Origin of the sequence: Halorhabdus amylolytica (genome assembly GCF_004944975.1) — an archaeon.
In the GTDB taxonomy this organism is placed as follows: Archaea; Halobacteriota; Halobacteria; order Halobacteriales; family Haloarculaceae; genus Halorhabdus; species Halorhabdus amylolytica.
In genome coordinates this window covers 32340-57219 of record NZ_SPQG01000013.1, presented here as the reverse complement: position 1 = coordinate 57219, position 24880 = coordinate 32340, and the positions used below count along the sequence as shown (strand labels likewise).

26 protein-coding genes are annotated in these 24880 nt (G+C 61.5%); 13 read left to right on the top strand and 13 right to left on the bottom strand.

All coding sequences use genetic code 11. The features are described 5' to 3' along the window. Positions 1–71 precede the first annotated feature (71 nt). From E3374_RS17465 to E3374_RS14055, 3 genes are all read right to left on the bottom strand, one after another. Positions 72–866 carry a hypothetical protein gene (locus E3374_RS17465; protein ID WP_248299496.1) on the bottom strand — a complete coding sequence of 265 codons (795 nt, stop codon included), beginning with the start codon at positions 864–866 and terminating at the stop codon, positions 72–74. Further along, complete coding sequence (locus tag E3374_RS17755; protein ID WP_169051862.1) at positions 838–1368, bottom strand: hypothetical protein; 531 nt, start codon at positions 1366–1368, stop codon at positions 838–840. Before E3374_RS17755 ends, E3374_RS17465 begins: the two co-directional genes overlap by 29 nt. Positions 1369–1732: 364 nt before the next feature. Beyond that, positions 1733–2161, bottom strand: a complete 429-nt coding sequence (locus E3374_RS14055) for a hypothetical protein (protein ID WP_136689596.1) — start codon at positions 2159–2161, stop codon at positions 1733–1735. Positions 2162–2312: 151 nt separating this feature from the next. On the opposite strand from E3374_RS14055, the gene E3374_RS14050 reads away from it, so the two are divergent. After that, complete coding sequence (locus E3374_RS14050) at positions 2313–3191, top strand: DUF6159 family protein (RefSeq protein WP_136689595.1); 879 nt, start codon at positions 2313–2315, stop codon at positions 3189–3191. Between the two features lie 1220 nt (positions 3192–4411). Here the strand turns inward: E3374_RS14050 and E3374_RS14045 are convergent. Next, entirely contained in the window at positions 4412–5734 is a 1323-nt protein-coding gene (locus tag E3374_RS14045) for a DUF6498-containing protein (RefSeq protein ID WP_136689594.1), read from the bottom strand. 150 nt (positions 5735–5884) lie between these two features. On the opposite strand from E3374_RS14045, the gene E3374_RS14040 reads away from it, so the two are divergent. Together E3374_RS14040 and E3374_RS14035 are read left to right on the top strand one after the other, a co-directional pair. Further along, on the top strand, positions 5885–6487 hold the full coding sequence (locus E3374_RS14040) for a hypothetical protein (RefSeq protein ID WP_136689593.1): 603 nt from the start codon (positions 5885–5887) through the stop codon (positions 6485–6487). 72 nt (positions 6488–6559) lie between these two features. Continuing rightward, positions 6560–7207 (top strand): CRISPR-associated protein Cas4, encoded by a 648-nt coding sequence (locus E3374_RS14035; protein ID WP_136689592.1) that lies wholly within the window; start codon positions 6560–6562, stop codon positions 7205–7207. Here the strand turns inward: E3374_RS14035 and E3374_RS14030 are convergent. Genes E3374_RS14030 through E3374_RS14020 form a run of 3 tightly spaced genes read right to left on the bottom strand, consistent with a single transcriptional unit; the run spans position 7199 to position 8611 of the window. Further along, positions 7199–7795: an L-threonylcarbamoyladenylate synthase gene (locus E3374_RS14030; protein ID WP_136689591.1), complete on the bottom strand. Its 597-nt coding sequence runs from the start codon at positions 7793–7795 to the stop codon at positions 7199–7201. The genes E3374_RS14035 and E3374_RS14030 overlap by 9 nt on opposite strands. A 1-nt stretch (position 7796) precedes the next feature. Then, the gene (locus E3374_RS14025; RefSeq protein WP_136689590.1) at positions 7797–8309 is read right to left on the bottom strand and encodes a redoxin domain-containing protein; all 513 of its coding nucleotides are present in this window, start codon (positions 8307–8309) and stop codon (positions 7797–7799) included. Beyond that, positions 8309–8611: a glutathione S-transferase N-terminal domain-containing protein gene (locus E3374_RS14020; protein WP_136689589.1), complete on the bottom strand. Its 303-nt coding sequence runs from the start codon at positions 8609–8611 to the stop codon at positions 8309–8311. Before E3374_RS14020 ends, E3374_RS14025 begins: the two co-directional genes overlap by 1 nt. Before the next feature lie 128 nt (positions 8612–8739). Between E3374_RS14020 and E3374_RS14015 the strand changes: the two genes are divergently transcribed. After that, complete coding sequence (locus E3374_RS14015) at positions 8740–10143, top strand: hemolysin family protein (RefSeq protein WP_136689588.1); 1404 nt, start codon at positions 8740–8742, stop codon at positions 10141–10143. A 21-nt stretch (positions 10144–10164) separates the two neighbouring features. On the opposite strand, the gene E3374_RS14010 is transcribed toward E3374_RS14015, so the two are convergent. After that, on the bottom strand, positions 10165–11349 hold the full coding sequence (locus E3374_RS14010) for an inorganic phosphate transporter (protein ID WP_136689587.1): 1185 nt from the start codon (positions 11347–11349) through the stop codon (positions 10165–10167). 88 nt (positions 11350–11437) lie between these two features. Further along, complete coding sequence (locus E3374_RS14005; protein WP_136689586.1) at positions 11438–12127, bottom strand: DUF5828 family protein; 690 nt, start codon at positions 12125–12127, stop codon at positions 11438–11440. Positions 12128–12284: 157 nt separating this feature from the next. On the opposite strand from E3374_RS14005, the gene upp reads away from it, so the two are divergent. Then, entirely contained in the window at positions 12285–12959 is a 675-nt protein-coding gene (gene upp, locus E3374_RS14000) for a uracil phosphoribosyltransferase (RefSeq protein WP_136689585.1), read from the top strand. Positions 12960–13012: 53 nt separating this feature from the next. Here the strand turns inward: upp and E3374_RS13995 are convergent, their stop codons facing one another. Beyond that, on the bottom strand, positions 13013–13630 hold the full coding sequence (locus E3374_RS13995; protein ID WP_136689584.1) for an IMPACT family protein: 618 nt from the start codon (positions 13628–13630) through the stop codon (positions 13013–13015). A 183-nt stretch (positions 13631–13813) separates the two neighbouring features. On the opposite strand from E3374_RS13995, the gene E3374_RS17245 reads away from it, so the two are divergent. From E3374_RS17245 to E3374_RS13975, 5 genes are all read left to right on the top strand, one after another. Continuing rightward, positions 13814–13972, top strand: coding sequence for a DUF7837 family putative zinc-binding protein (locus E3374_RS17245; RefSeq protein WP_169051861.1), 159 nt, complete (start codon positions 13814–13816; stop codon positions 13970–13972). 113 nt (positions 13973–14085) lie between these two features. Further along, positions 14086–14433, top strand: coding sequence for a hypothetical protein (locus E3374_RS13990; RefSeq protein ID WP_136689583.1), 348 nt, complete (start codon positions 14086–14088; stop codon positions 14431–14433). 49 nt (positions 14434–14482) lie between these two features. Then, positions 14483–15526, top strand: coding sequence for a DUF7350 domain-containing protein (locus tag E3374_RS13985; protein ID WP_136689582.1), 1044 nt, complete (start codon positions 14483–14485; stop codon positions 15524–15526). Positions 15527–15589: 63 nt separating this feature from the next. Continuing rightward, on the top strand, positions 15590–16870 hold the full coding sequence (locus E3374_RS13980) for a DUF7405 family protein (protein ID WP_136689581.1): 1281 nt from the start codon (positions 15590–15592) through the stop codon (positions 16868–16870). Positions 16871–17043: 173 nt separating this feature from the next. Continuing rightward, entirely contained in the window at positions 17044–18102 is a 1059-nt protein-coding gene (locus E3374_RS13975) for a hypothetical protein (protein WP_136689580.1), read from the top strand. A gap of 16 nt (positions 18103–18118) precedes the next feature. Here the strand turns inward: E3374_RS13975 and E3374_RS13970 are convergent, their stop codons facing one another. Together E3374_RS13970 and E3374_RS13965 are read right to left on the bottom strand one after the other, a co-directional pair. Next, on the bottom strand, positions 18119–18328 hold the full coding sequence (locus E3374_RS13970) for a hypothetical protein (RefSeq protein ID WP_136689579.1): 210 nt from the start codon (positions 18326–18328) through the stop codon (positions 18119–18121). 69 nt (positions 18329–18397) lie between these two features. Then, positions 18398–18928 (bottom strand): DUF1349 domain-containing protein, encoded by a 531-nt coding sequence (locus E3374_RS13965; RefSeq protein ID WP_136689578.1) that lies wholly within the window; start codon positions 18926–18928, stop codon positions 18398–18400. Between the two features lie 106 nt (positions 18929–19034). Between E3374_RS13965 and E3374_RS13960 the strand changes: the two genes are divergently transcribed. Continuing rightward, positions 19035–19664 (top strand): class I SAM-dependent methyltransferase, encoded by a 630-nt coding sequence (locus tag E3374_RS13960; protein ID WP_136689577.1) that lies wholly within the window; start codon positions 19035–19037, stop codon positions 19662–19664. A gap of 659 nt (positions 19665–20323) precedes the next feature. Here E3374_RS13960 and E3374_RS13955 read toward each other — a convergent pair. Continuing rightward, complete coding sequence (locus E3374_RS13955; RefSeq protein WP_169051860.1) at positions 20324–22201, bottom strand: ABC transporter permease; 1878 nt, start codon at positions 22199–22201, stop codon at positions 20324–20326. Positions 22202–22406: 205 nt separating this feature from the next. Here E3374_RS13955 and E3374_RS13950 point away from each other — a divergent pair, with 205 nt between their 5' ends. Both E3374_RS13950 and E3374_RS13945 read left to right on the top strand, forming a co-directional pair. After that, the gene (locus E3374_RS13950; RefSeq protein WP_136689576.1) at positions 22407–23315 is read left to right on the top strand and encodes an ABC transporter ATP-binding protein; all 909 of its coding nucleotides are present in this window, start codon (positions 22407–22409) and stop codon (positions 23313–23315) included. Positions 23316–23401: 86 nt separating this feature from the next. After that, positions 23402–24880 (top strand): transposase (locus E3374_RS13945; RefSeq protein WP_248299495.1); only part of this gene is annotated, 1479 nt, incomplete at its 3' end.

The window sequence follows — 24880 nt, the reverse complement described above, 5'->3', positions numbered from 1 at the left end:
CTGCTTTTGACCACCGATCAGGGCTGGGATCGCTATCACGAGTAAACGTTCGGCGTACAGCACGGAGTTGCTCAAAACCCGGCCTTGTTCAGTTCGTCGAGAAACGCTGGCCGGTTCGAGTGATTGTCTTTCAGGAAATCGACGAACCGCGCTTCGGGGACCAACCCCTGCATCTCTTCTAGGTGGTCGGCGATGTCTCGGTAGTGTCGTCCGGTGTCGCCAGCGGCAAACGGGACGAGAAGTTCCCGGTAGAGCTCGAAGTACTCGACCGGCGCAGTGGTTGTGACTGGATCACGGTACTGGCGAACCGACGAGAGATCCGCCCCGTCTTTCAGTTCGACGAACGCTTTTTCGAGGTCGTCGTCGTGGACGTACAGTGCGACGAGGTCTTTTCTATCGTCCCGTTCGAAATGCCGTTCGAATTCCTCGTAGATCGACTGCCACTCCTGATCGTCACAGACCGACTTCAGGTCGTCGTACGCTGCCCACTCCGTATGATCGAGAAACAACTGTTTCAGCGTGGCACGGTACTCGTCCATATCCCGGTCCTCGTAGCGGTCGGCAGCGAGCCAGCGAAGGGTACGATCCGATCGGAACGTATGGATACCGTCCTCAACGACTTCGATCGCACGGTCTTCGTTACCTTCGTCGATCAGCTGTCGGGCGTACTCCTCGCAGAAGCGCTTGCTTTCGAGGTAGATCTCCTCGTGGAGTTGCGAGAGGGCGTCTTCGCGACCGAGTTCCTCAAGGATGTAGACATAGGTCGAGAATATCGGCCGCTTCTGGAGTGACGACGATATCTTCGTGTCGGTCGTCCCTGATTTGGCTGGTTCGACGCTAGTGTTTCTCGACGGTCGTCGGTTCATCGACGCGTAACTCCTCGAACGCGTCACCGACGAAGTACTCGAGTTTCAGTGTCCAGACGGTCACGTGTTCGACATCTATTGCGCCACCGGTGAAATTGTCGGTGCTGAGTGGTCCATCAGTGAAATATGACACATGGAGAACGTCGCCCGTCCGCTCGGAATGGCCCGTGGAATCGTCGTCTCTCGCTGATCTGTCGGAGGTACCGCCGCTATCTTCAGTGTTATCTCGCTGGTCGTCCATTTCCGAGGACAACTCCCCCGAGAGTATTGCGTCGAGTGTGACACCGGACACACGTGCATCGAGTTGCTCCAGCCAGAATTCGAGGTCTGTGTCCGTCGTACAGAGCGTTCGGAGTGCGTCGTCGTAGTCGTCGCTGGCGAAGCCGTGGTCTGCCCCGACGAACTCCGCCAGGAGATCGAGGCCCTCGAAGAACGCATCGACGACCTCACAAGTTTCAGTACGGGGACAGAGATGTAGGAGTAGACGAGCGTGGGATCTCACAGAACCTCGTTTTCGGCCCTAATATCGCTTTCATGAAGAATATTAACTTCGAGTTAGTGGTTCTAATATAAAATACTGTCTGTTAGCTGGCCCTTGGAATCCCATCTCTTACTGTTCAGGGGTGGGAAGAGGTCTTACGGCCTGTTATAACTGTTAGAGAGGAGGATGTCACGACTGCTGGTCACACCGTAGGCGAGGGCGAGGAATGCTGCATGGGGGAGCAACCGCCGAAGCGTGAGTCGGCTTCGGAGCGTGTGAACGATGCTGGGAACCATACACGTCCGTCAGGCACTTTTGTACTTAAGAGTCATGGCGAGGTTCCACGCTGAGAAAGGGTGGTCTCCAAAGAGATTGTCTGGTGCAATCATCGTTCACCACGTTCCGCAGTCCATTGAGCACTTGCCTCGACAGCGTTTTGCACCGCCAGTCGCGCGATTTCCGGTCGAGCGTTGTTTTCTCCGCCGGCGGGGAGCAACTCGAACGTTGCCGGATCACCACTCTCGCCGAGGCGTGCCGAGAGCGTGACGACCTCGCCTGCGTCGGCATCTACGAACTCTCGTCGAACGTAGGTCTCGCCGGCGGGCACTGACGTTTCGATTGTCGCGTCGTATTCGTCCTCGACAATCGTAATTGAGACGGCCAGCGACTGATCGCCCTTGTTCTCGATTACGACGGTCCCTCCCGGGTATCTTGGGTCGGTCCCACTGGAGGAGAGGACTCCGAGACAGCCCGAGACTGACGCGATACTAATCGTACTCCCCACTGCCGCGAGAAACTGCCGTCTGTTACGCATCATCTCCAGTCCTTTCCTTCACATGTGTTTTCAGCATCATCATCTCGGACTGGTTTCCCGTTTGGCAGCGGGGGATATACGGGTTGTTCAGCGTTTCGGAGTCGGAGACAATGGCAAGCTGTTTTATCGGTTGTGGCCCGGAAACCCGGGTATGGGAGTGATCAAACGTCTCATGATCGGGTTCGGCATGGCACGCCGGAGCGTCTGCGTGCTCCGAGCTCATCCGAAACTATTATTGTTCCCGCTGATCGGCGGGCTTTCGGGCCTCGCGTTCCTCGCGACGCTGTTCGGGAGTCTCGCTTTCACCGGCCCGTTCTTCGAAGAGCCCGGCCCGGCGATCTTCGCCGCGCTGTTCGTCGCGTACCTCGTCGAGACGTTCGTCGCGTCGTTCTTCACGGCGGCGCTCGTCGTAGCGACCCGAACGGCGTTCCGTGGCGATGAGCCGTCGATTCGTTCCGCGTTGGCGGCCGCCTGGCAGCGGAAATTGCCACTGCTTGTCTGGTCGGTCGTCGCCGCCATCGTCGGCGTGATCCTCCGCGCGATCGAGAGCGAGGACAACCTCGTTGCCCACCTACTTGCTGCGGTCTTCGCGGTCGCCTGGAGCGTGATGACGTACTTCGTTGTCCCGGTGATCGTCTTTCGGGACCCCTCGATCACGGAGATGTTCAGAGAGAGCGCGAGGACGTTCAAGGACACCTGGGGCGAGTCCATCGGCGCGATGGGTGCGATCGACGTGGTGACCGTCCTGCTGGCTCTGGGTGGCGTCGTCCTCGGCGCGATCACATACGTCGCGACGACAGGCCTGGGGACCGTCCAGCTGGTGGCGACGCTGTCGGTCGGCGGGACCGTGGTCGTCGTGGGACTGCTGGTCGGCAAGGCACTCAGCGGAATCGCCAAGACTGCCCTCTACGTCTACGCGACCGAACGTACTGCGCCCGAACACTTCGAAGACATGGACTTCGGTGAACTGGGCACAGAAAGCTCGTCTTCGACCGCCGGTTCGTTTGGCCGCGGTTCCGGACGAATCTGACTACAAAGTACTCCTCCCTCTGGTAGTCGCCAGGAGTGCCGATGAACGTGACCAGGTGAACCATATTCAGTACCTCACAAAGTTCGGTACTGAATCCGCAGCCGCAACCGCAGACGGCCGCCGTTGATGGCGAAGAAAGATGGCGAGTAGCGTTCTGACCAACCCATGACTGGTGACTGTTGTCGAGTCGGCGACTGCAGTCGACGACAGCGTTACCACTGCGAAGTTAGGCGTTCCCGGTCGATATCTACCGGGTGAACCGATCGTCTGGTGGCTTGTTCGCTGGAATTTTGCGCCTCACTGAAAGACCTCTCAACTAACAGGCTTTTCGAGAGACTGCCGCTCGTTTGCGGTTGCGGTTATCAGTACCGTACCTTTGTGGGGTACTGAGAATCTTCGATTCTCGTGATCTGATTGCGGGCCGTAGGCCCGCTCGCAGGTTCGTTGTAAACATCAAATTCTCATCACGAAAACCTCCGATTTCCGGACAACCCCGTGGCATTCGCCTCGACAGCCTGTAAACAGAACGAAAAGGGGGTCGGGTAGGGTGGGAAGCGACAACCGGCGGGGGAACCGGGAGTGGAAAGTCAAAACCCGCCTCCGACCTGGGCGGGCATGAGGCGTTGCGAGGCGACGGATAATCAAGTCGTATGCAGTGTTTCCAGGCGCGAAACGCCGGGGATTCCCCTCACGTCACGAGGAACGCTAATCGAATTTCTCGAATGTACCCGAAAATCTTGCGCTCAATGCCATTCACGTTCCTTCTGTTGACGGTGACGACAGGCGTGCTCACGCATATCAGTGAGCGAGTCAAATCGTTGAGGGCAGTTGGAACATTTCAGGAGTGCCATGGGTACTCCTCCGTGAGGCACTCTTTGGCCCGGTGAGACATCAACGGGGACGCAGGATTGCTGGACGCGAAACAGTCCGGAATGACCACGCCCCACTCTCCGAGAAACTGATTTCCGTATTGGGGCGCCCCATCAGCCCCTGTGGCTCTGTGGCGTATTTCGTTCGTGGGAGCGCGAGACGTGCTCGCGCATGTCGGCAAGCGAGTCGAACCGTCCGGAGCAGTTGGAACATTTCAGCAGCGGCATCGTGATACCTCCGCATTTCACAGTGTTCGACCCACGTCCATAATCCTGACATAAGATCAAAGGGACGTTTGAGCCACGTTCAGCGACGATCCGGATAGTGCCCAGAGATCGTCACGTAACCGTTTACTTACTCGCGCTGTCGTCGAGATGCCACGAGAGACCGAGCGTCTCCGTAATCGATCGGGGATCCGTGAGATGGGGCACGTCCATCGCGACGCTCTCGTTGGCATCGTCGTCAGTATCGACTCTCTCGGGGGCTGGGACGAACATCTCCATCGTCGTGTCGTCCGTCGAATACACGTCGAAATCGAGTGACGAACTGTCGAGCAGTCGATCGACCAGTCCGTTCGTGATCGTGATGTCGGTGACCGCGTAATTCTCTACTTTCGCCTGTGGTTCCTCGAGAAGCCGGTCGTACGCGACGAGCACGTCGTCGTAGCAGTGGTATTCAACCGTCCCGTATCGGAGGTAGCGTGTGATCGCTCGTAATGCGACGAAGAACACGCCGAAACCGAGGCCGACGAGGACAATGGCGACACTCGACGCGACCACGCCAAAGCCGACGATCAGGACGGTAACGAACCCGATCGCACCCGCAAGGTAGATGACGCCGTGAACCACAGCGTCAACGACCCGCTCTTTCCGACCCATCGACGTCCGGAGATCTGGTTCCGTATCCGGTGTCTCGACGGGTACGGGTTCGATCTCGGTGCGTTTACTCCCATAGAGTAGCGAGAACAGGCTCCGGCGGTCGTCGTCATGTTCCAGTCGGCTCGCCCGGATGTCGTAGGCGAGTTTCCCGATCGCGAGGGCGAGTACCGACCGCCTGGGATCGAGGATTGTGGTCGTCTCGACGGTCGATTCGAGGCCGAAAAACGCCATGAACAGGAGGCCGACGACGAAGAGGTACTTGAAGGGGACGAGCAGTAGTGACCGTGGGGAGTGCTCGCAATACTCGTTCGCACGGAAGTACTCGCGGTAGCTGTCGATCCCGCGGGTGAGAAAAACCACGGCCCCGCCCAAGAGGAAGGCAGCCGCGTCGGCCTCGGTGACCGTCGGTCGCGTCAAGGCGAAGACGACGAAGGCCAGTCCGACGACGACGGGCGCGATGACGACTGCAAAGACGAGCGTCGGGACGTTTCGCGGGTATACAGGCGGCAGCGGACCCGGCAACCCGACTGCGCCGCGTTTTTCCTGGAGCGGGCCGAGCAGTCTGAATCGGTCGTCGATAGCGTTGTTGGGTCGCTTGTGGGCGAAGGGGATCTTGACCACGGTCCAGACGCAGATTGCGGCCAGTTCGGCCTGATAGACGAGCAACAGCGCTGTCGGCGACCACTCGAAAAAGAGGACGCCAGCGATCGGAATGAGATTCCCTCCGACGACAGGCAGAGCATGAAGCGAGGGGACGGTGGACAGCGAATCGGTGATGGAGGGCGGGACGCGCACGTACCGGTGTTCCAGGGGGCGATCTTCTTTGGGTTTTCGGTTACGTCAGTACGTTTATCCGGAAATAATCTACAATAATCCGTATCAGTCGTCGTCGACAGTCAGGTCCCGTCACCTACAATGGTCTGCAGGTCAAATAGTTCGATCGCAATGGACGAGAAGACGGACGATCTTCGGGAACTGTTCGTCGACGTGGCCGGGACCGATACCGTCACGGAGGATCAGGAAGTGGCCCACGGCGCGCTATCTGATCCGGACGAGGAGACCGTCGAGGCACAGCTCCGGGGGGTCGTCGATCAGATGCGCGAGCGGTTCTCCTTCGAGACCGACCTCGGGGATGACAAGCGGGTGAAGTTGGTCCGGAGGTTCTATCGCGGCGATACCGATGTCGAATTGGCTGACCGATTGTCGATCGACGAGAGGACCGTCGTGGCGGCCAGACTCGAACTCCATCTCTTTCGGGATTCGGACAACGAGGCGCCGATCGACTGGGAGACACTCCGGGGCCGACTCAAAAGGCAGGATAACGACGAGGCCCTGGCCGAGGAACTGGGCCTTGATCGTGACGCGGTCGCTCGCTACCGACGTGTCCTCGTGGCTCGCGAGGAGGCCAGGGGGGTGAGCCATCGGTTCCGGAGCGCGTTCCGGGACGTCCTCCCCGATGCCGACCTCGCCGACCGACTGACGGCGGACGTGACCGAGGACGGCCTCGAGGAGGCTGTCGCCGACATCGAGACGGACGTCTCCTTTTGACGTTTCCCATCTTTTTCCATCCAGTTTCGACCGTTCCGTCGGTTCAAGTGCCAGAACGCAGCTAAAACCGGCGTGCCCACGTTTCACGACCTGGCGATTGCTGCCTACTGCCCTCGCCAGCTGTATTATCGTCAACTGGTGGACGAGGATCCCGAGATACCCGAAGCGGTCGTGGAGACGCGTGCGCTGGCTTTCGAGTACCCGCGTTTACTCGTCGAGTCGGATCTCTCCACCGAGCCCATAGCCGTCACTGGGACACAGTATCGCTCGACATTGCACCGAGCCAAGGCGCGTCTCGATTCCTGGGATCGCCTCGTCGATCCCGCCGGACGGGATGTCTTCCTGGAAGGGAGGGATTGTCGGGGCATCGCCCATAAGGTACTTGAGGAGCCGCTGGCGCCGTCACTTGTGTTCGCCGGCGAGCCGCCCGAGACTGGGATTTGGGGGCCACAGTCCGTACGTCTGGTCGCGGCGGCGCTAGCACTGTCCTACGAGCGCGAGCGTCCGGTCGAGATCGCGTTCGCCGAGTATCCGGCTCACGGCGTCATTCGCCGTATCGACTTGTCCGCTCATCGACGAGCGACCTATCGGGCGACGATGCGGACGGTCGCCTCGATCGACGGCCCGCCCTCGCGGGTCGACAACAGACGGAAATGCGAATCGTGTAACTACCGCGAGGAGTGTGGCGTCCGGACGCGTTCGTTTCGATCGCTACTCTGAACGCTCCCGGAGCCAGCGTTCGACCGCGTCCACGCTCGTTCCATGTCGGTAGATCTCCCCCGCAGCCACGTCGACGACCGTACTCGCCGTTCCCGCCGTCTCGCCACCGTCGAGGATCGCCCCCGAAACCTCGCGGATCTCCGGATCGACATCGGCGACCCGGGTCGCACTCGGTCGTCCGCTGACGTTCGCGCTCGTTGCGGTCAGCGGGCCGGTTCGGGCGAGCAGTTCGCGCGCGAGGTGGTGATCGGGGACGCGGATCCCGACACGTTCGCGTCCGCTGGTGAGGATGTCCGGGACGGTCTCGCGTCGTTCGAGGACGACCGTGACGGGGCCGGGGAGGAACGCCCGCATGAACTGCCGTTCGCGCTCAGAAGCGTGCACGTACTCCAGGGCTCGCTCGACATCCGGGACACCCAGCGAGAGAGGTTTGGAACGATCGCGGCCTTTCGCTTCGAAAACACGTTCGACGGCGTCCGGTTCGAGCGCGTCGGCACCGAGTCCGTAGACTGTCTCGGTTGGATAGATGACTAGCCCGTCGGACGCGACGACGTCCGCCGCGGCTGCGAGATCTGGCCCGCCGGACATGCTATAGCGATGCGAGTGCGTCTTCGACCTCGTCGTAGGGCGGGAACTCGGGCCACTCGCCTGCCACCCAGGCGTAGTCGACGACGCCGTCCCCGTCGAGGACGAACACGGCAGGGCGTGGTTCTTCGATGCCGGCCATTCCGTCGAGGTCGTGAACGACGCCGTATTCCCGTGCGACATCGTTACCGGGGTCCGAATAGAGGCGATAATCCGCGAGGGCTTCTTCCTCGATGAGCCGCTTGTGTGCGTACGGCGTTGCGATCGAGACGCCGACGACGGTCGCGGCCTCGTGCCACTCGCGGTCGTCGATCTCGTTCCAGACGTACGTTGCCGGGAACGATCCGTCCATCGGGTGGAACACCAGGACGACGGGTGGCTGTTCGAGCAGCTCAGCGAGCGGGACGTCTTCCCAGTACTCCTCGTTGACCAGCGGTCGGGTGAACCCGGGTGCCTGCTCGCCCTCGGCGACGTGATCGTCCTCCGGCAGGTCGACGATATCGAATTCGAGGTCCATCAGGCCTCACCTCCCGCACGGTCGGTCGCCGTCTCGGCCGTGGCGCCTTCGCCGTAGGTTCGCTCGAGGTATTCGACGATCCGTGCGCTCTCGCTCATCGTCACGCCTGTATTCTTGTCGACGATCGCGGGGACCGTCCGGGCGCCGGTAAGTCGTTTGACGGCGTTCCGTCGGGAGTGCAGCGGTTCGACGAACCGTGAGCGGTATTCGAGGTCGAGGTCGTGCAGGACGCGGACAACCCGCTCGCAGAACGGACACGCCTGCAGCCGGTAGAGCGTGATCGACGGATCGTTCGTTGACATGGTTCACCGTTGGGGACGGCTCCGGCTAAGTCTGTCGGCGGATCGTTTTTCGGTCGACCCCGAACCGTCACGATCATACCGTAATCCACACAAGAGTTAATTTCCCGGCATGGCAACAAAGGGTGTTGATGGGTATATCTGTACTTACAGCAGTGTCAGGAGTCGGTATCCAACTGTACACTGTGCCGATCGTCGGTGTCGAACTGTCGAAGACGGGCATCACGATGATCGGCGTCCTCATGATCTTGTTTCTCATCTTGGGATCGGGGTTCTTCTCGTCCTCGGAGATTGCGATGTTCTCGCTGGGGGCCCACCGGATCGACCCGATGGTCGAGCAGGGGCTCCGTGGTGCGAAGGCGATCAAGTCTCTGAAGGAGGACCCCCACCGGTTGCTTGTGACGATCCTCGTCGGGAACAACATGGTCAACATCACGATGTCCTCGATTTCGACGACCATCGTCGGTTTCTACTTCGATCCAGGCACGGCAGTGCTCGTCTCGTCGTTCGGGATCACGTCACTGGTTCTGATATTCGGTGAAACGGCACCCAAGTCCTATGCCGTCGACAACACCGAGTTACACGCCCGCCGGGTCGCGCCCATCCTCCAGATTGTCGAGAAGATCCTGTGGCCGCTGATCACCCTGTTCCACTACGTGACGCAGTTCGTCAACAAACTCACGGGCGGCGGCCCGGCCATCGAGTCGTCGTACCTTAGCCGATCGGAGATCAGAGAGATGATCCAGACCGGCGAGCGCGAGGGCGTCCTCGACGAGGAGGAGCGCCAGATGCTCCAGCGGACCCTCCGGTTCAACCGGACGATCGCCAAGGAGGTCATGACGCCGCGGCTGGACATGGACGCCATCTCGGCCGACGCGTCGATCGACGAGGCGATCGAGGAGTGCATCCACAGCGGCCACACGCGGCTGCCGGTCTACGAGGGCAGTCTCGACAACGTCATCGGGGTCGTCAATATCCGTGATCTGGTTCGTGACGCCCAGTACGGCGGGAGGGACGACGTCGAACTCGAGGACCTTATCGAACCGACGTTACACGTCCCCGAGAGCAAGAACGTCGATGAACTCCTCACGGAGATGCGCGATCAACGTCTCCACATGGTGATCGTCATCGACGAGTTCGGGACGACCGAGGGGCTGGTGACGATGGAGGACCTCACCGAGGAGATCGTCGGCGAGATCTTAGAGGGCGAGGAGGAACATCCGATCGAGTTCCTCGATGACGACACCGCGATCGTGAAAGGCGAGGTCAACATCGAGGAGGTCAACGAGGCCCTTTCGATCGATCTCCCGGAGGGTGAGGAGTTCGAGACCATCGCCGGGTTCGTCTTCAACCGTGCGGGCAGACTCGTCGAGGAGGGCGAATCCATCGAGTACGACGGCGTCGAGATTCGGGTCGAACAGGTCGAGAACACCCGGATCATGAAGGCCCGCATTACCCGGCCCGACGAGGAGATACTCGCGGGTGACGTCCAGGCCGCGGGCGACACCGACGAAGGGACGGACGAGGACGTCTGACGTGGGGGATCTGGCGCCTACTCACACCATCGCCAGCACCGTATAGCCGACGTATCCCACCACTAGCGCGAGCACGAGCGACCCGATCCAGGCCAGAACGGTGTAGCCCATCTTTCGTCTGCTGATCCCGCTGCCGCCGGCAGCCAGACCGCTCCCGACGATCGCGCTGACCATGATCTCGTTGAACGAGACGGGGATCCCGAAGAAGACGGCGGTCTGGGCGATGACGAACGCGGGGATCAGCGCCGCGATCGACCGGCGTGGAGAAAGCGAGGAGTAGTCCTGACTCAGCGCCTTGATCATCCGGGGGGCGCCGGTCCAGGAACCCGCGAGCAGTCCCAGACCGCCGCCGAACAGCACGGCGATCAGTGGGATGTCGTAGGGATCGACGACCGGGAGGACGGGGCCGATCGCCAGGCCGACCTGGCTGCCGCCCGCGGAGAACGCGACCAACCCGCCCAACACGAGCAGGAACCGCCGCTGGCTCGTCTCGCGGTCCCGACTGGCCCCGCGGTAGAGCAGTCCAGCCGCGATCGTCGTCATGAGGAGGGTGACGACGACGCCGATCCATGGGGGACCGTCGAACGCTCGGGTGGTCGCGGTCGCGATCGAGGCCTGTTCGCCCTCCGGGGCGAGGACGCTGAACCGGACGTTCGCCAGGATCGCCCCGACCAGTCCCGCGAGGACTGCCACGATACGGGCTTCCCCGCCAGCACCACTCCGGAGCCATCGCGTGGTCGCGTAGGCCGCGCCGCCGCCGACGAACGGAACGGCGATCCACAGTACGACGATCCCCTGGTAGGTTCCCCATGCCGGATCGCCGCCTAGCGCCAGACCGACACCGACGACCGCGCCGGTCACCGTGAACGCTGTCGCGATCGGGTAGCCGGCGAAGACGCCGACGGCGACGAGGCCGCCGGCGATCAGGAGTAACAGGATCGCTGCAGTCGGCGTCAACCCGCTACCCTCCGGGAAGATCACGAGACCGCGACCGACCGTTTCGGTGACGGCAGCGCCCTGGAGGACCGCGCCGGCGAGGCCGAGCACGCCGACGACGAGTCCAGCCCGCATCACGGAGATCGCGTTGGCGCCGACCGCAGGGGCGAAGGGGGTCGAACCGGACGAGCCAGCACCGATCGCCCACGCCATGAAAAGACTCGCCAGACCCGCCACGACGAGGGTCCCCAACGTCACCAGCAATCCCATTTGGTCCCCGTTCTCCCTGTATCCGGTAATACCCTCTGATGTCGGTTGTTCTCGGCAAGGACTCAGCACTCGCTCCACGATGTCGAAGTTAGTTAGTCTTGGCGTCCATTTCGTCGTCGTCGTTCGATGGGACCTCGACGCCCTCTGCGGCCTGGGGTGCCTCGGTTTCCTTTTCGGTGTCGACGTGCCAGCGGTCGACAGTCTGCTCGTAGTCGGCGAGTTTGTTCGAGACGCGGATCTTCAGGTCGTCGTCGTTGACGTTCACCTCGAGGACGTACTCCGGGTTCTCGTCGTCGATCCGCCGGACGTTGGCGCTGATGAGGTCGTTGTCGAAGTAGTAGGGTGCCATCCGGGTCATGACGTTGCGGTAGACCCGGTCCTCGACAGCCCGGATCGCTTTCCGGCCGGCCGAGTCGGCAGCGCGGGCGACGTAGTCGATGGACTCTCCCCAGGCGTCGACGGCCTCGTCGGGTTCGTCCAAGTTCTCGTAGGAATCGGCGAGTTTCTCGCCGGCCGTCCGGAGGTCGTCGTCCGGATCCTTCCCCTTTTTTTCGCCTTCGCCCTCGTCGACGCGTGCCTGCTCTGCGGTCTTCTCGTTGACGTCCTCGTCGAGGCGTTCGTGACTCTTCGGTCGCCACTCGTCGAACTCCGCGAGGGCCTCGGTGTCGACGTCGTACTCGTCGGCGAGTTCCTCGAGGGCCCGCATGAGGCGCTCGCCGTGTTCGACGATATCGATCCAGTCGCCGCGAACCTTGAAGCCGGAGACGCTCTCTTCCATTGGCTATCCGGGAGCGCTTTCCGGGATGGCTCCCATTAGTGGCGGGCATTTGGCGCGCTCGTCCATAAGGCTTGTCGGCGTGTGAGACTCTCTACCGACCCGACGGCCCGGATACGAATATCAACGCCTTTGACGCGGGATGTTCTCAGTGACGACGATGACTATCGAAGACCACGGACACGCGAAAGTCGTCTCCCACGCGCTGGCGCGTGACACGCTCACGCGACTTCGAGACGTGGAAACCGAGCAAGTCGCCTTCCGGAAGGGTCTCGTAAAACTCGGCCGGATCTGTGGCTACGAGATCGTCGACGGCCTGCTCGAAAGCGAGACTGTCACCGTCGAGACGCCCCTGACAACCACCGAGGGTGAGCGTGTCGGCGAGATGGACGACGTGGTGATCGTCAACGTCCTCCGGGCGGCGACGCCGTTCGTCGAGGGCCTGCTCAAGGCCTTCCCCCGCGCCAAGCAGGGTGTCATCAGTGCCGGCCGCGACGAGGAGGGCGGCATGGACCGCGAGGGCCGTTTCGACATCTCCATCGAGTACGTCAAGATGCCCGAGATCCACGAGGAAGACACCCTCATCCTCGCCGACCCGATGCTCGCGACCGGCTCGACGATGTGTGCGGTCCTCGAAGAAATACTCGACGGTGCCGACCCCGAGCGCGTGATCGTCCTCTCGGCGGTCAGCGCGCCCGAGGGCCTTGATCGACTCCGCGAGGAGTTCCCCGACATCGAACTGCTGACCGTCGCCGTCGACGACCACTTAGACGACGACGGCTACATCGTCCCCGGTCTCGGTGACGCCGGCGATCGCGCGTTCCGGACGACGTGAATCGCCTCGGGGTCCAGCCCTGGGGCATTCGCCTTGACCGCCTGTAAATCCGCTCAAGCCCTGTCGTTCACTGTTTTGAGTGTTGCCCGTCCGCTCGTCGCGCTCGCGATCCGATCACGAAGCGCATCGGACTCGGCAGTCGGCACCCGCACGACGAACCGCACGCGCCCCTCGTAGCTGGCCTCGAACTCCACGCCCTCACTCTCCAGAATCCCACGTACAGTCCCGGAATCGTCGTACTCGACTTCGATCGCCAGGCGTTCGTGCGGACGCTCTTCCCGGATGCCGGCGTCGTCGATCGCCTCCTTCACCGCCCGGGAGTAGGCACTCACCAGGCCGCCGACGCCCAGTTCAGTCCCCCCGAAGTACCGCGTTACCACGACGACTACGTTCTCCAGATCCTGGCCTTCGAGGACGTTCAGCGCGGGCTTGCCCGCCGAACCCGAGGGCTCGCCGTCGTCGCTGGCCCACTCTCGGAGTGGATCGGCCCGCACCCGGTAGGCCGGGACGTTGTGGGTCGCATCGTCGTACTCCGCCCGAACTTCTTCGACGAACGCCTCCGCCGCCTCGACGGTCTTGACGGGTCGCGCGTGGCCGATGAACTGCGAGCCCGATATCGTGAACCGCGCCTCGCCGGGGCCGGTGACCGTTCGATAGCGTTCGTCGCTCACTGCGGGGGCTTTGGCGGGCGTGGTGAAACCAGTTTCGCGACTCGATACCCGCCATTGCGACGTCGTCGGATAGTTTCACTTTCACCCCGGTGGGATTGATTATTTACCCTTTCCCGATCCAGTCGGAACTGGAGCGTCGCTGTTCACACGCAGTCGCACGCTCCGTCGTTCCCCTTTCAGTACATGCATCCAGACACCCGTCCAGTTGGTCGCTGTCCCCGGTGTGGTGCCCCGATCACGCCCGGCCGCGTCCTCATCCGCTACGAACGCGAGGGCGACCAGGCGATGTACGCGACCTGTCTGGACTGTGCCGACGTGGTCCGTCCCGAACGGTCGGCCTGACGTAGCGACCGTTATTAATAACGATCTGACATTCCGACCGAATCCATTCATTCAGTTCACATTCGACCGGCCGAACCGAAACCGTTTGTACACCTGCCGACGTCGACCCAACCATGGTAGCGTTCGGTTCGTGGCTGTTACACGCTCCCGAGACCGGGACGATCGACGGCGGGTTGACGGTCGCGGTCGTCGCTGGCGGGACGCTCGCGGGACTTGCACTCGCCAGGCTGGCGGTCGGTCAGCGGCCGGAGGGGGCCTGGATCCGTGCGTTCCTCCTGGCAGTGCTGGTGGTGATGGCCGGCAGGACCGGGCTGGCGTTCGCCGGCCTGGGGGCCGGTTCGTTCCACGCGCTCGAACACGTCCTCGACGCGGCGATGATCGCCTTGACAGTCGCGACGCTGTACGCCGCCCGGACACGACGACGCGAGCTCGGAACCGCCGGCTCGCCCGCCTCGCGGTAGCGCCGGCCGCGAACGCAACCCGTTTTGGTGATCGCCGCGTACCGCGACCGTGTTCAGACGGCAGTTTCTCGCAGGCGGATCGGCGATCGGGGCCGCCACGATCGCAGGCTGTGGCTCTCTCGAGTCCCGTGCGATCGACGTCCCGCCAGTTCTCGACGATCCGCCCGACGCGATCTACGTCCCGGGTCACGTCGAGGGCATGGACCTGGTCGGGACGGAAACCACCGGCGAGTACACTGTTGGCCTCTCCTACAGCTATCCCCATCGCTTCTGGACGATCACCGGCAACGAGCGCGAGCGAACTTCGATCGACGAGACGGATTCGGTGCACCTGATGGCGACTGTCTGGGACCCCGAGACTGGGCTTGTCCTCCCTGACGTGGGCGTTTCGATCGAGATCACGCAGGATGGATCGCTGGTCTCCCAGGAGACCGTCTATGCGATGCTCTCCCAGCCGATGGGCGTCCATCACGGCGGGAACTTCACCGGACTCTCCGACGGCGAGACTTACGCGGTTCGCGTGGCCGTCGGAGCCACGGCGAGTCGTCCGACTGGCACGTTCACCGGCCGGTTCGACGAACCGGCGACGGCGACGTTCGAGTTCACGTTCGAGACGAGTGCCATGCAGGCGATCCGGTTCGAACGCCTCGATCGCGCCGGGGAACGCGACGCGCTCGAAGGGATGTCGATGGACGCGGTCCCAACAGGCGTCGCCCTTGCTCCCGAAGCAATTCCCGGGAGGACGGCGACGACGATGGCCGACGACATCCGCTACGTCGCGTCGCTCGTCGATCCGCCCGCTGGAGTCGACGGACAGGAGTCATACCTCGCGGTCTCGCCACGAACGCGGTACAACGGCTATTCGCTCTCGCGGATGGGACTTTCGGCGACGCTCGAAGACGACGAGACCGTGACCGACGGACAACTGACCCGGACGATCGACCCCGACCTGGGATACCACTACGGCACCACAGTCCCCGCCGTCGACAGCGCGGAACTGTCGATCACCGTCGACACCCCGCCTCAGGTCGCCCGTCACGAGGGCTACGAGACGGCCTTTTTCGACGTGCCAACGGCGAAGCTGTCGCTGTGAGGGAACGGGACCTGGTTCGCCGATGCCGACGCGGTTTTGGCTTCGGCCCGTCAAATGCAGGCGATGGAAGCTCGACCGGGCTACGATCGCCGGCAGTTCCTGAAGACTGCCGTGGCTGCGGGTGGGACGGTCGCACTGAGTGCGTGTCTCGAGATCAGCGACGAGCAGGTTCCGGGTGGCGTCGGGGACCCGTCGTCGTTGCCCGACCGACAGCACGCCTGGAACGACCGCGTCCGATCCGACGAGTACGGCAACGTTTCCCTCCCGCGTCACCAGTCGCTGCTGTACCTGGCACTCGACCGTGACGGACCGCCGACTGACGCCGACCGCAAGGTCGTTGGTGGCGCGCTCCGGACGCTCGACCGCGCCTACGAACGATCGAACGAAGGGTTGATCCATTCGATCGCGTACTCGCCGGCGTACTTCGAGCGCTTCGACGAACCACTGCCGGCGAGCGTGGATCTACCGCAGCCGCGGCGACTCTCGCCGTTCGAGGAACCCCAGTTCGACACCCAGGATGCCCTGCTTCACCTCGCCAGCGACCGCGCCGAGGTGATTTTGGAAGCCGAGGCGGCCTTGCAGGGCGAGCGCGAGCAGGTCAACGGCGTCGCCGTCGACGTGTCTATCACGGACGCACTGACCGTCGACGATCGCCGATCGGGGTTCGTCGGGCCCGGGATGCCGGCAGACCGACAGGATGTCGCTGGGATCCCGGATACCGAGCCAGTCCCCGAGGCCGCTCCGCTGTTCATGGGTTTCGAGGCAGGATTCCGGGGCAACCAGGCCACCGAGGACTACGTCACGATCGATTCGGGCCCGTTCGCCGGGGGGACGACCAAGCACGTCTCGCGGCTCCGCCAACGTCTCGAAGACTGGTACGTCGAGCAGGACTTCGAGGACCGCGTCACTGAACTGTTCAGTCCCGCCCACGCCGCCGAGGGCCTCGTCGAGGGCGTCGGCGAGAACCTGGGCAGCGACAGCGGGCTCACGCCGGAGATGATCGAGAACGTCCGCGAACACGCTCGCGAGTTCGGACGGGTCGGCCATGCCCAGAAGGCCGCCCGGGCGAACCGTGACGAGGAGGGCAACGTCCGACTGCTGCGACGCCACGTCGAGTCGACGGACGGCGACGTCGCCGCGTTGCACTTCCCGTCGTTGCAACAGGGTATCTCGGCCTTCGAGGAGGTCCGGCGGGCGATGAACGGCACCGATCTGACCGACGAACCGGCGATCCGCCAGCGGGTCAACAACGGGATCCTGGAGTACATTTTCACTACTCACCGGGGCAACTTTCTGGTGCCGCCGCGGCGTCATCGGGTGTTACCGAGCCCTCGGCCTGCATGAATCGGCGGCTATCGAGTTTTCGCGCGCCACGGATCGTGACTACTGAATCTGCTCGCCTCGTGAGCGTCGGGGGCCAGGTGACTCGGGCGTTATGATCGTGGGGCCCGGGCGTTATCGATCGATTTTTCCCGGTGTCGTAACGTTTACCGGGCGCCCCACCGCATCGACGTGATATGCAACGACGCGCAGCGGCGGTCTACATCGCGCTCTTCCTCGTCGTGGGGGCCGGCGCCTACGGGTTCATGGGACTGACCGAAGAACCCTCGGTGTCGTTGGCCGGCGAGACGTACACCGCCGGGGATACCCTGACCGTACAGGACCGGACGTACACCGTGGGGTCCGTCGACGACGGCTCGGGTGAACTCACCTGGCGTGATCCGTCGGCCGAGTTCTCGGCCACCCTGGAGAACGGAACGACAGTCTCGCCGCTGACGCTCACCTGGGACGGCCAGGTGGCCCGTTGGTCGACCACTCTCGCCGATGGCACAGAGATATCCACCGCCGACGGGACGGTCCAGATCGGGGTGAACGCGTCGGCCGATCCGCCGACGGCCGCGCTCGAACCCGTTGAGAACGATTCTGAGACCGAGACGATCGCGGTCGGCGATACCCTGGAGTTCCGCGGCAACGAAACGACGGTGACGGCCGTCGACGCCGAGGGCGTGACGCTGACCTGGGGCGAGTCGTACCTCGTGTCCGTTCCGAACGCTTCGGACCCGGACTCGGTGACGTTCCGCCAGCAGCTCGATGTCTCGACCCGGCTGGCGAACGATCCGGCCGTCTACAACGAGACAGTCACGGTCGACGGCGTGGAATCGGTCGTCTGGCGCTCGAACGATTCGACGATCCCGCTCGAGACGTATCTACCCGAACCGGACACGGCGTCCTTCTCCGAGGGTGACTCCCTGACATACGAGGGATCGACGGTCACAGTCGGCAACATCACGGCCGGGACCGTCCCCCTCTCCTGGACGGACGAGCGGACGAACACGATCACCTTCTCGGAGGGGGCCAATATCACGCTGGCCGGGCAGTCGTACTTCGCACACTTCCCCGACGATTCGTCCGTCCAGATTCTCCCCCACGGCGAGGCCTACGAGTCCTACCAGCAACAACTCGAGGAGATAGATTACTACGGGGAACGCATGCTCGGCCTCTGGGGCGTGACGATCCTCAGTCTGATCGCCGCGATCCTGCTGCTTGGACTGGCGTACCTCCCCGTGAAAGGGTAAAACGAGCCGGCGATTATCACTCGAGACGGGCAAGCCAGGCGAGGCCGACGCCGATCGCGATCATGCCCGCGACGCCGAGTAACTGCACGGCCGATACCAGCACACTGCCGTTGGTCGTCCAGGGCATCCCCGCGATCGTTCCGAGCGCGACGACGACGAGAAAGGCGCCCGTTGTGACGCCTAGCGGTTCGAGTCGATCGGCGAACCGGTCCGTGAATCCGTTCATACCCGTGCCTGTGCGTTCCAGGTAGTAAAGCAACCGGTTCACTACTGGGGGACGATCGCGTCACGCCGCTCACTCGACCGTGAAGTCCTCGAAGGTCACCTCGAACCCATCGCCAGTCGGAGCCGCTGCCATCATCCCGACGCGTAGCGACTCCGCGTCCGTCAGATACCCCTGGCGAAGCATCGTATACGACTCGCCATCCAGAGAGAGGGACGTCTCGACGGTCTCACCGGTGCGTTCGACGCGAACCGATACCGACTTCGGATCGTCTTCGAGCGGTGAGACCGACCAATCGGAGAACTCCCTGGTGAGGACGGTACTGGCCTGTTGTACCCCGTCGACGTACTCGACGCCGGTCTTCAGCCAGATAGATTTCTCTTCGCGGACCATCAGTCCTGCCTGATCGTACTGCTCGGCGTACCCACCGGTGACCGTCACCGTGGCGGTGAAATCCCCGTCCACCGTACGGTGGTAGAAGTGCGCGTCGTCGGCGACGAAGTCGTGGGCCGTCACGCGCCAGCAGTCCGTTTCGGGCTCGACGCCGACAGTGAGCCGGTCGTCGTCCCCTTGCCACTCAGCAGGTTCGTTGAGCCACTCCATGGTCCTCGTAGACACCGACGGCAGAAATCGTTCGGGGGAGGGGACACGGTGAGAAAGAACAGCCGGGAAACCAAGACACTCACTGCGGGCCCGTCTACCAGGGGTGATGACCCAGGACGACACGCCCGCCCATCCGCTGTTCGCTGCGATCTACGATCCGGCGATGACCCACGCCGAACGGATGATCCTCGAACCCCACCGGGAGTACCTCGCGGACGATCTCACGGGGACCGTGCTGGATCTCGGCGCAGGCACCGGCGCGATGTTCCCATACTTCGACGAACGGGCGACCGTCCACGCCACCGAGCCCGATCCACACATGCGCCGTCGAGCACGTTCGCGGATCGAAGACGCTGCATTCGACGTCGAACTCCACGACTCCGGGGCGGCCGATCTGTCGTTCCCTGACGATCACTTCGACGCCGTGGTGTCCTCGATGGTGTTCTGTACGGTGGACGACTTCGCGGCTTCGCTCTCGGAGGTCCGGCGGGTGTTGAGGCCGGGCGGGGAGTTCCGATTTCTCGAACACGTCGCCGACGACGGCTGGCGAGAACGGGTACAGACGACCGTCGCACCTGTCTGGAAGCGACTCGCCGGCGGGTGTCACCTCACGCGTCGGACGGCCTCGCGGTTCGCGAGCGACGACGCGTTCGACGTCGTCGAGATGGATCGATTCGAACTCGGCGTCACGCCGGTCCGGCCGTTCGTGCGTGGTCGACTCAGGCGGCGAAGCTGAGTTCAATATGGTCGTATATGGTTTATAGAGGCAGTAGTCGGATCGCCACAGGTCGGTTGATCGCCAGCACTCCGAACCCCGAGGGCCGCTCTGGAAACTCGAGGATGACGGAGGTTCTGGAGATCTGTTCCCCTCGACAGAGTTCCGGATCGATACGGGCCTGTCTGTTCCTTTGGCCCAGTCGTGGTGGCCCCGGTCACCAACGGCGTTTTCGTGAGGAAGTCTGATCGGACCCGTCGTGAGCGCGGGGAGTTGTTAGGCCGGTACCGTGCCTGTACCGTATCTGGATCCACGCCGAGCACTCACACGCAAAAGCAGATCTCCGGGCCGTCGGTTTCGAGCTATTCCCGGATTTGCTGTCCCTAGCGAGACTGTCCCCTGGTGTCCCGGCGGGGTCGTCTCGCTCCCACCGCTGCCCGTTGTTTCGCCTGGTTGAGGGCGATAAATCGTATGATGATATATCAATATCGCGTTCCAGTAGTTGAGACTGGTACGCCTAATGCATACGATATTGCCATCACGAGTCCTATTTAGTGAGATGGTGACTGAACCAGGTGCTTGGTAAAGCTGCGAACGCAGATATAAGACAGAGAATTGAGCTACAGCAACCCTGATCTCCCCGCACCCAGTATCTGTTTGCTATGTACATACTGTCGCGGTTAGTCAACACTACGATACTGATAGAGGACGAGTGCAACCCCGAACGGGATGACACACCAGAGGATGAGCTCGACGAACGCAACTGTTGGATGCAGGTACCACACAGGTACGTTCGAGCCATAGGCTGATTGTACGACCACGATATTCGAGAACACGTTCTCCTGCAGATCGCGGATAACGCCGGCCGCTGATGCTGCCGAATTCGGGACCCCGAGAATCGGGTTTGTAACGACATTGAACAGTCGGAGCGGTGGGAGCCAGCGTACGAACACGAATATCGGATTGTCCGGTGGAGCGAACCCGTCGACACTCGTACCAGTGGCAACACTGTAGATTGCGTTCGATATTGGGAACCACGCAAAATGAAGCCCGGTGAACACGAGAATCACTGTTCCAGCAATGGATTGGCTCCGTATGACTGTTGAGATTGCAACGCCGAGTCCAGCCATACAGCCAACAAAGACGAGAGTAACTGCCAGAAAGCCGGCAAGCGTACCAAAGGGAACCAGCCCGTATCGAGGGATTGCAACAAGACAGGTCCCAAGAACAGCACCGACGACTGGAACGGCGAACGCGCTCGCACGGCCGAGAACGAGACCAACAAGGGTATTTGTCCGTGAGGCCGCGGTGCCTGCAGTCACCCGGATGGTCCCAGTATCGCGTTCGCGTGTGACCGTCCGGAAAGTGCCAAAGAGGATACCAACACCGCCCAGCAAAGCGATAGGCGTCTGAAGCCCTGTCAGAGGGACACGGGCACCAAGCGAGTCCTGAACGAGCGTGGTCGGGGAGAGGCTCAAAACGCCAGCACCGAGAACGAGAACGCCGAGCACCCACACGCCAGGTGTTCGAACGAGACGACGGAACTCGCGGCGAGCTACTGGCTGCCACGACCCAGGTAGTGAATCAACGACACCGTTCTGGCCGGGTATCCATTTGAATGGGAACCGACCCAACAGGAGGTGTGACGGGGATCGATTCCAGAGCTTCTGAAGAATTCCCGTCTCGCTGGCTGGGGCGAGATCATTCCGTCGAAAGACCGCTGTACCGCTCCACAGAGCTATCGCCGGCCACGCAGAGGCGATTATAACGGCAGTCCATAGAGGAATCACTGGACCCGTTGATGTGGCCTGCCCAGTTTTTCTAAGAGCATCGGAGACCTGGGAAGCTGCACTCGTGGGCCCGACAGGCCCGCCGAGAAGCCAGTCGGTAAGGGCGTAGTACGCGCTCGGAAGCGAGAGCCACTTTGCAGCCTCGAAGGCTGCCGGATTTGCCATCTGGTTGCTCGGTGCGGAGCCGGTTACAAACTGCCAGAGGAATGGGAGCGTGAGAGAGTTCCAGAAACCACCGAGAAAGAGCGTTACACCGAAGACGATTACGGCAGCACGAGCCGTTGACGAACTCGCAGCCGATAGCCCCACTGTCACCCCGACCCATGCAAACACATAGCCGAGGGAAATGAGTAGTAGTCCGACCAGTAGTGGGACCGAGAAACGGCCATATTGGAAGACATCAGAGCCGACGATGACGATGGTTCCAGCGACAATTGGGACGGCGAGAGCTGCGCTACGGCCGAGTGTTTTGCCGAGAACGAATTGACGTCGAGTAAGCTGGGTCCCGATAAGTACCCGAGCAGTTCCGTTCTCACGTTCGCCGATAATCGATCGAAAGCCGAGCGCGGCCGCAGCGAATGGCACGGTGACCGCAACGGCAACTTGGGCATCTACGAACACGACTGCATCACCGAGAACCTGGACAACGTCTGCGTCCGGTTGCGTCGGCAATCCGCTCACCAGGACGAAGCACAACCCGATAATCCACGGTGTCTTCCCGCGGAGATAGCGCCGGGATTCGGTCCGCATGACGGAGGTGGAGGGCATCGATACTGGGTCGTCATTGCATTGATGTAATACTCCCGAAACAGTCCACTGCGACTTCGCTTCTGTCTGGACGACGTTTAATAAGCATAGATTTGAAAAGGACAGTCGTTCCAAATGTTTTTACAGGTATTCTACGAACCGCTGGTATGGTCCTCCAGAACGATATTCCGGTGTTACAGTCGGCGAGTAGCCCCCTCCGAGTGCGATGACTGCAATCAAAACGTCAGGGCTCACAAAACGCTACGATGGTCAACCCGTTGTTTCCGACCTCGACCTCTCTGTCGAGGACGGTGAAGTGTACGGGTTCCTCGGCCCGAACGGCGCTGGCAAATCAACGACCATCGATATGCTGATGGATTATACGCGACCCTCTACAGGAACTGCAATCGTTCTCGGGATGGATGCCCGCCAGGATGCCAGTACGATCCACGCACGAACTGGTATTCTCCCCGATCAGTTCGGGGTCTATGGTTCGCTTTCCGGCCGTGAACACGTCGAGTACATCCTCGATGCGAACGACGCGAGCGGTGATCCCGAGACGGTTCTTGGACGTGTCGGTCTCGGTGACGCAGTTGACCAGCGTGCTGGTGGCTATTCGAAAGGGATGCGCCAACGTCTCGGCCTCGCGATGGCGATTGCTGGCGAGCCAGACCTGCTCATTCTGGACGAGCCCTTTTCTGGGCTCGACCCCTACGGAGTACGACTCGTGCGGGAGGTCGTCACCACCGAACGAGAGCGCGGGGCGACTGTCTTCTTCTCGAGTCACGTTCTCGATCAAGTCGAGCGTGTCTGTGATCGAGTAGGTCTGCTCGCCGAGGGCCATCTTATCGCTGAGGGTACACCGAAAGAACTCCGCGACATGGCCGGGGTCGAAAGTCATCTCCGAATAGAGACTGACGGCGACGACACTGCGCTAACCGCTATCCGGAAGATCGACGGGGTCGAGCGTGTGTCCCAAGCGGGTGGAGATATTGTTGTGACGTGCCCCCGCGACCTCCGCTATCGTATCCTTGATGTGCTTGAAGAAACTGGAGCGACTATTCGTTCATTTGATGTCGATCAAGGTACCATTGAGGATGCGTTCGTGGAGATAGCAAACAAGCAAACTGCGTAATCAATATATGTAGTAGTTGACGATCCATACGTGGAAAATCATTCGGATAGACGAGTTCTTATTTATGTATTTGCCAGCATCTCTTAGTGGCTCCGACACTCAGATCTCGCCAGATTACCTTTCGGCAGATAGCTCGTCAGCCGTACACAGACTGGCCCGCATACAATTCGACGCCGCTGTACGACCGTGCTTCTCTCACCGCGCTGGAATCGGATGTCCGAGTCGTTTCAGAGGTCTGGTTTACTCATCCGAGTCACGACTCGGTTGAGCAGTTCGTCTGTGAACTTCCACTAACCTACTTCCGATTCGAATCTCACGACTGCTATGAGAATTCGACATACTATGATATGGAAACCCTTCTTCGCGTGTTCGTACTGAAAGAACTTCATGAATGGGAGCATGAAACAGCACTCGTCAGTTACCTCAAGAATCACCCTGAACTCTGCGAACAACTGGGTTTCGAGTCGATTCCGGACCAGTCAACACTGTGGCGGAGCTGGCACGATCGGTTCACTGCTGACCTCAGGGAAACAGTTGAGGCGGCGGCTCGAACCATCCTCATCAAAGCCCAGAATGCGGGTGTCGCGGTTCCGCGTGAGCCGGCACGAAAGCTCCAATACCACGGGAACGAGTCTGGTGAGTCAGACCCGGATGATCAAACCACGTTGAAGCAGGCAGAGAAGATCACTGACCACGTCAGCCGCATCGTTTTCCCGGCGTTCTCGCTGGACCGTGGCGAGGGCTGTGCAATCCACGAGAACGCCTACTGGGGCCTGCAGACATATCTCGGACTTCGTGAGAGTCTCGCTGCAAATGAGGGGGCTCGCAGTTTCGTCTACGAGTCGACTCGGGAGCGGACACCACTCGGGCACGCTCATCGTGACCACATTCGCAACCTCTCGATACCGGAAGTTCGAGAGATGTACCGACAGTCAATTCGGCAACTCATCAACGAGGTCGCAGAGACGGAGGAGTTCTTCCGCGCAGGGATCGTCGCCATCGACATCACCGAAGCCGACCCATTCACAGGCGACCGCACGGGTCACGAGGACGAAATCATCGGAACGAAAGAGAACACCGACGAGTACGCCTACCAATGGGCGACAGTCCAGTTGGTCGGCAACGCCGTTCCGCTCGTGCTTGATGCCCGCCCGGTACGGAAAGGCGAGTCACGCAAGGAGATAGTCGAGAACTTGCTGGATTCGGCTGAAGAGCTCGTCCACGTCGATAACGTGCTAATGGACCGGGAGTTCGACAGCCAGCACGTTCTGGAGATGATCAGCCAGCGTGGACTCTCCTACGTCGTTCCCAAGCGGATGCAGACCAGCGAGAAAGCCCAGGCCAAGCGGTTGCTTCGACATGATCAAGACCGGTACGAGACTAACCGGAACCTCCATCTCGGGAAAAACGAGTGGCACGAGACGACGCTGATCTATCGTCGAAAAGAAGATTCCGAGCACGACGATCACCGGCAGTACTCGGTATTCATGACGAATCGCGGTAGTGGTCACCTTACGGAGTACGGCTATCGCTGGGAGATCGAGAGTGGGTACAGGTCGATCAAA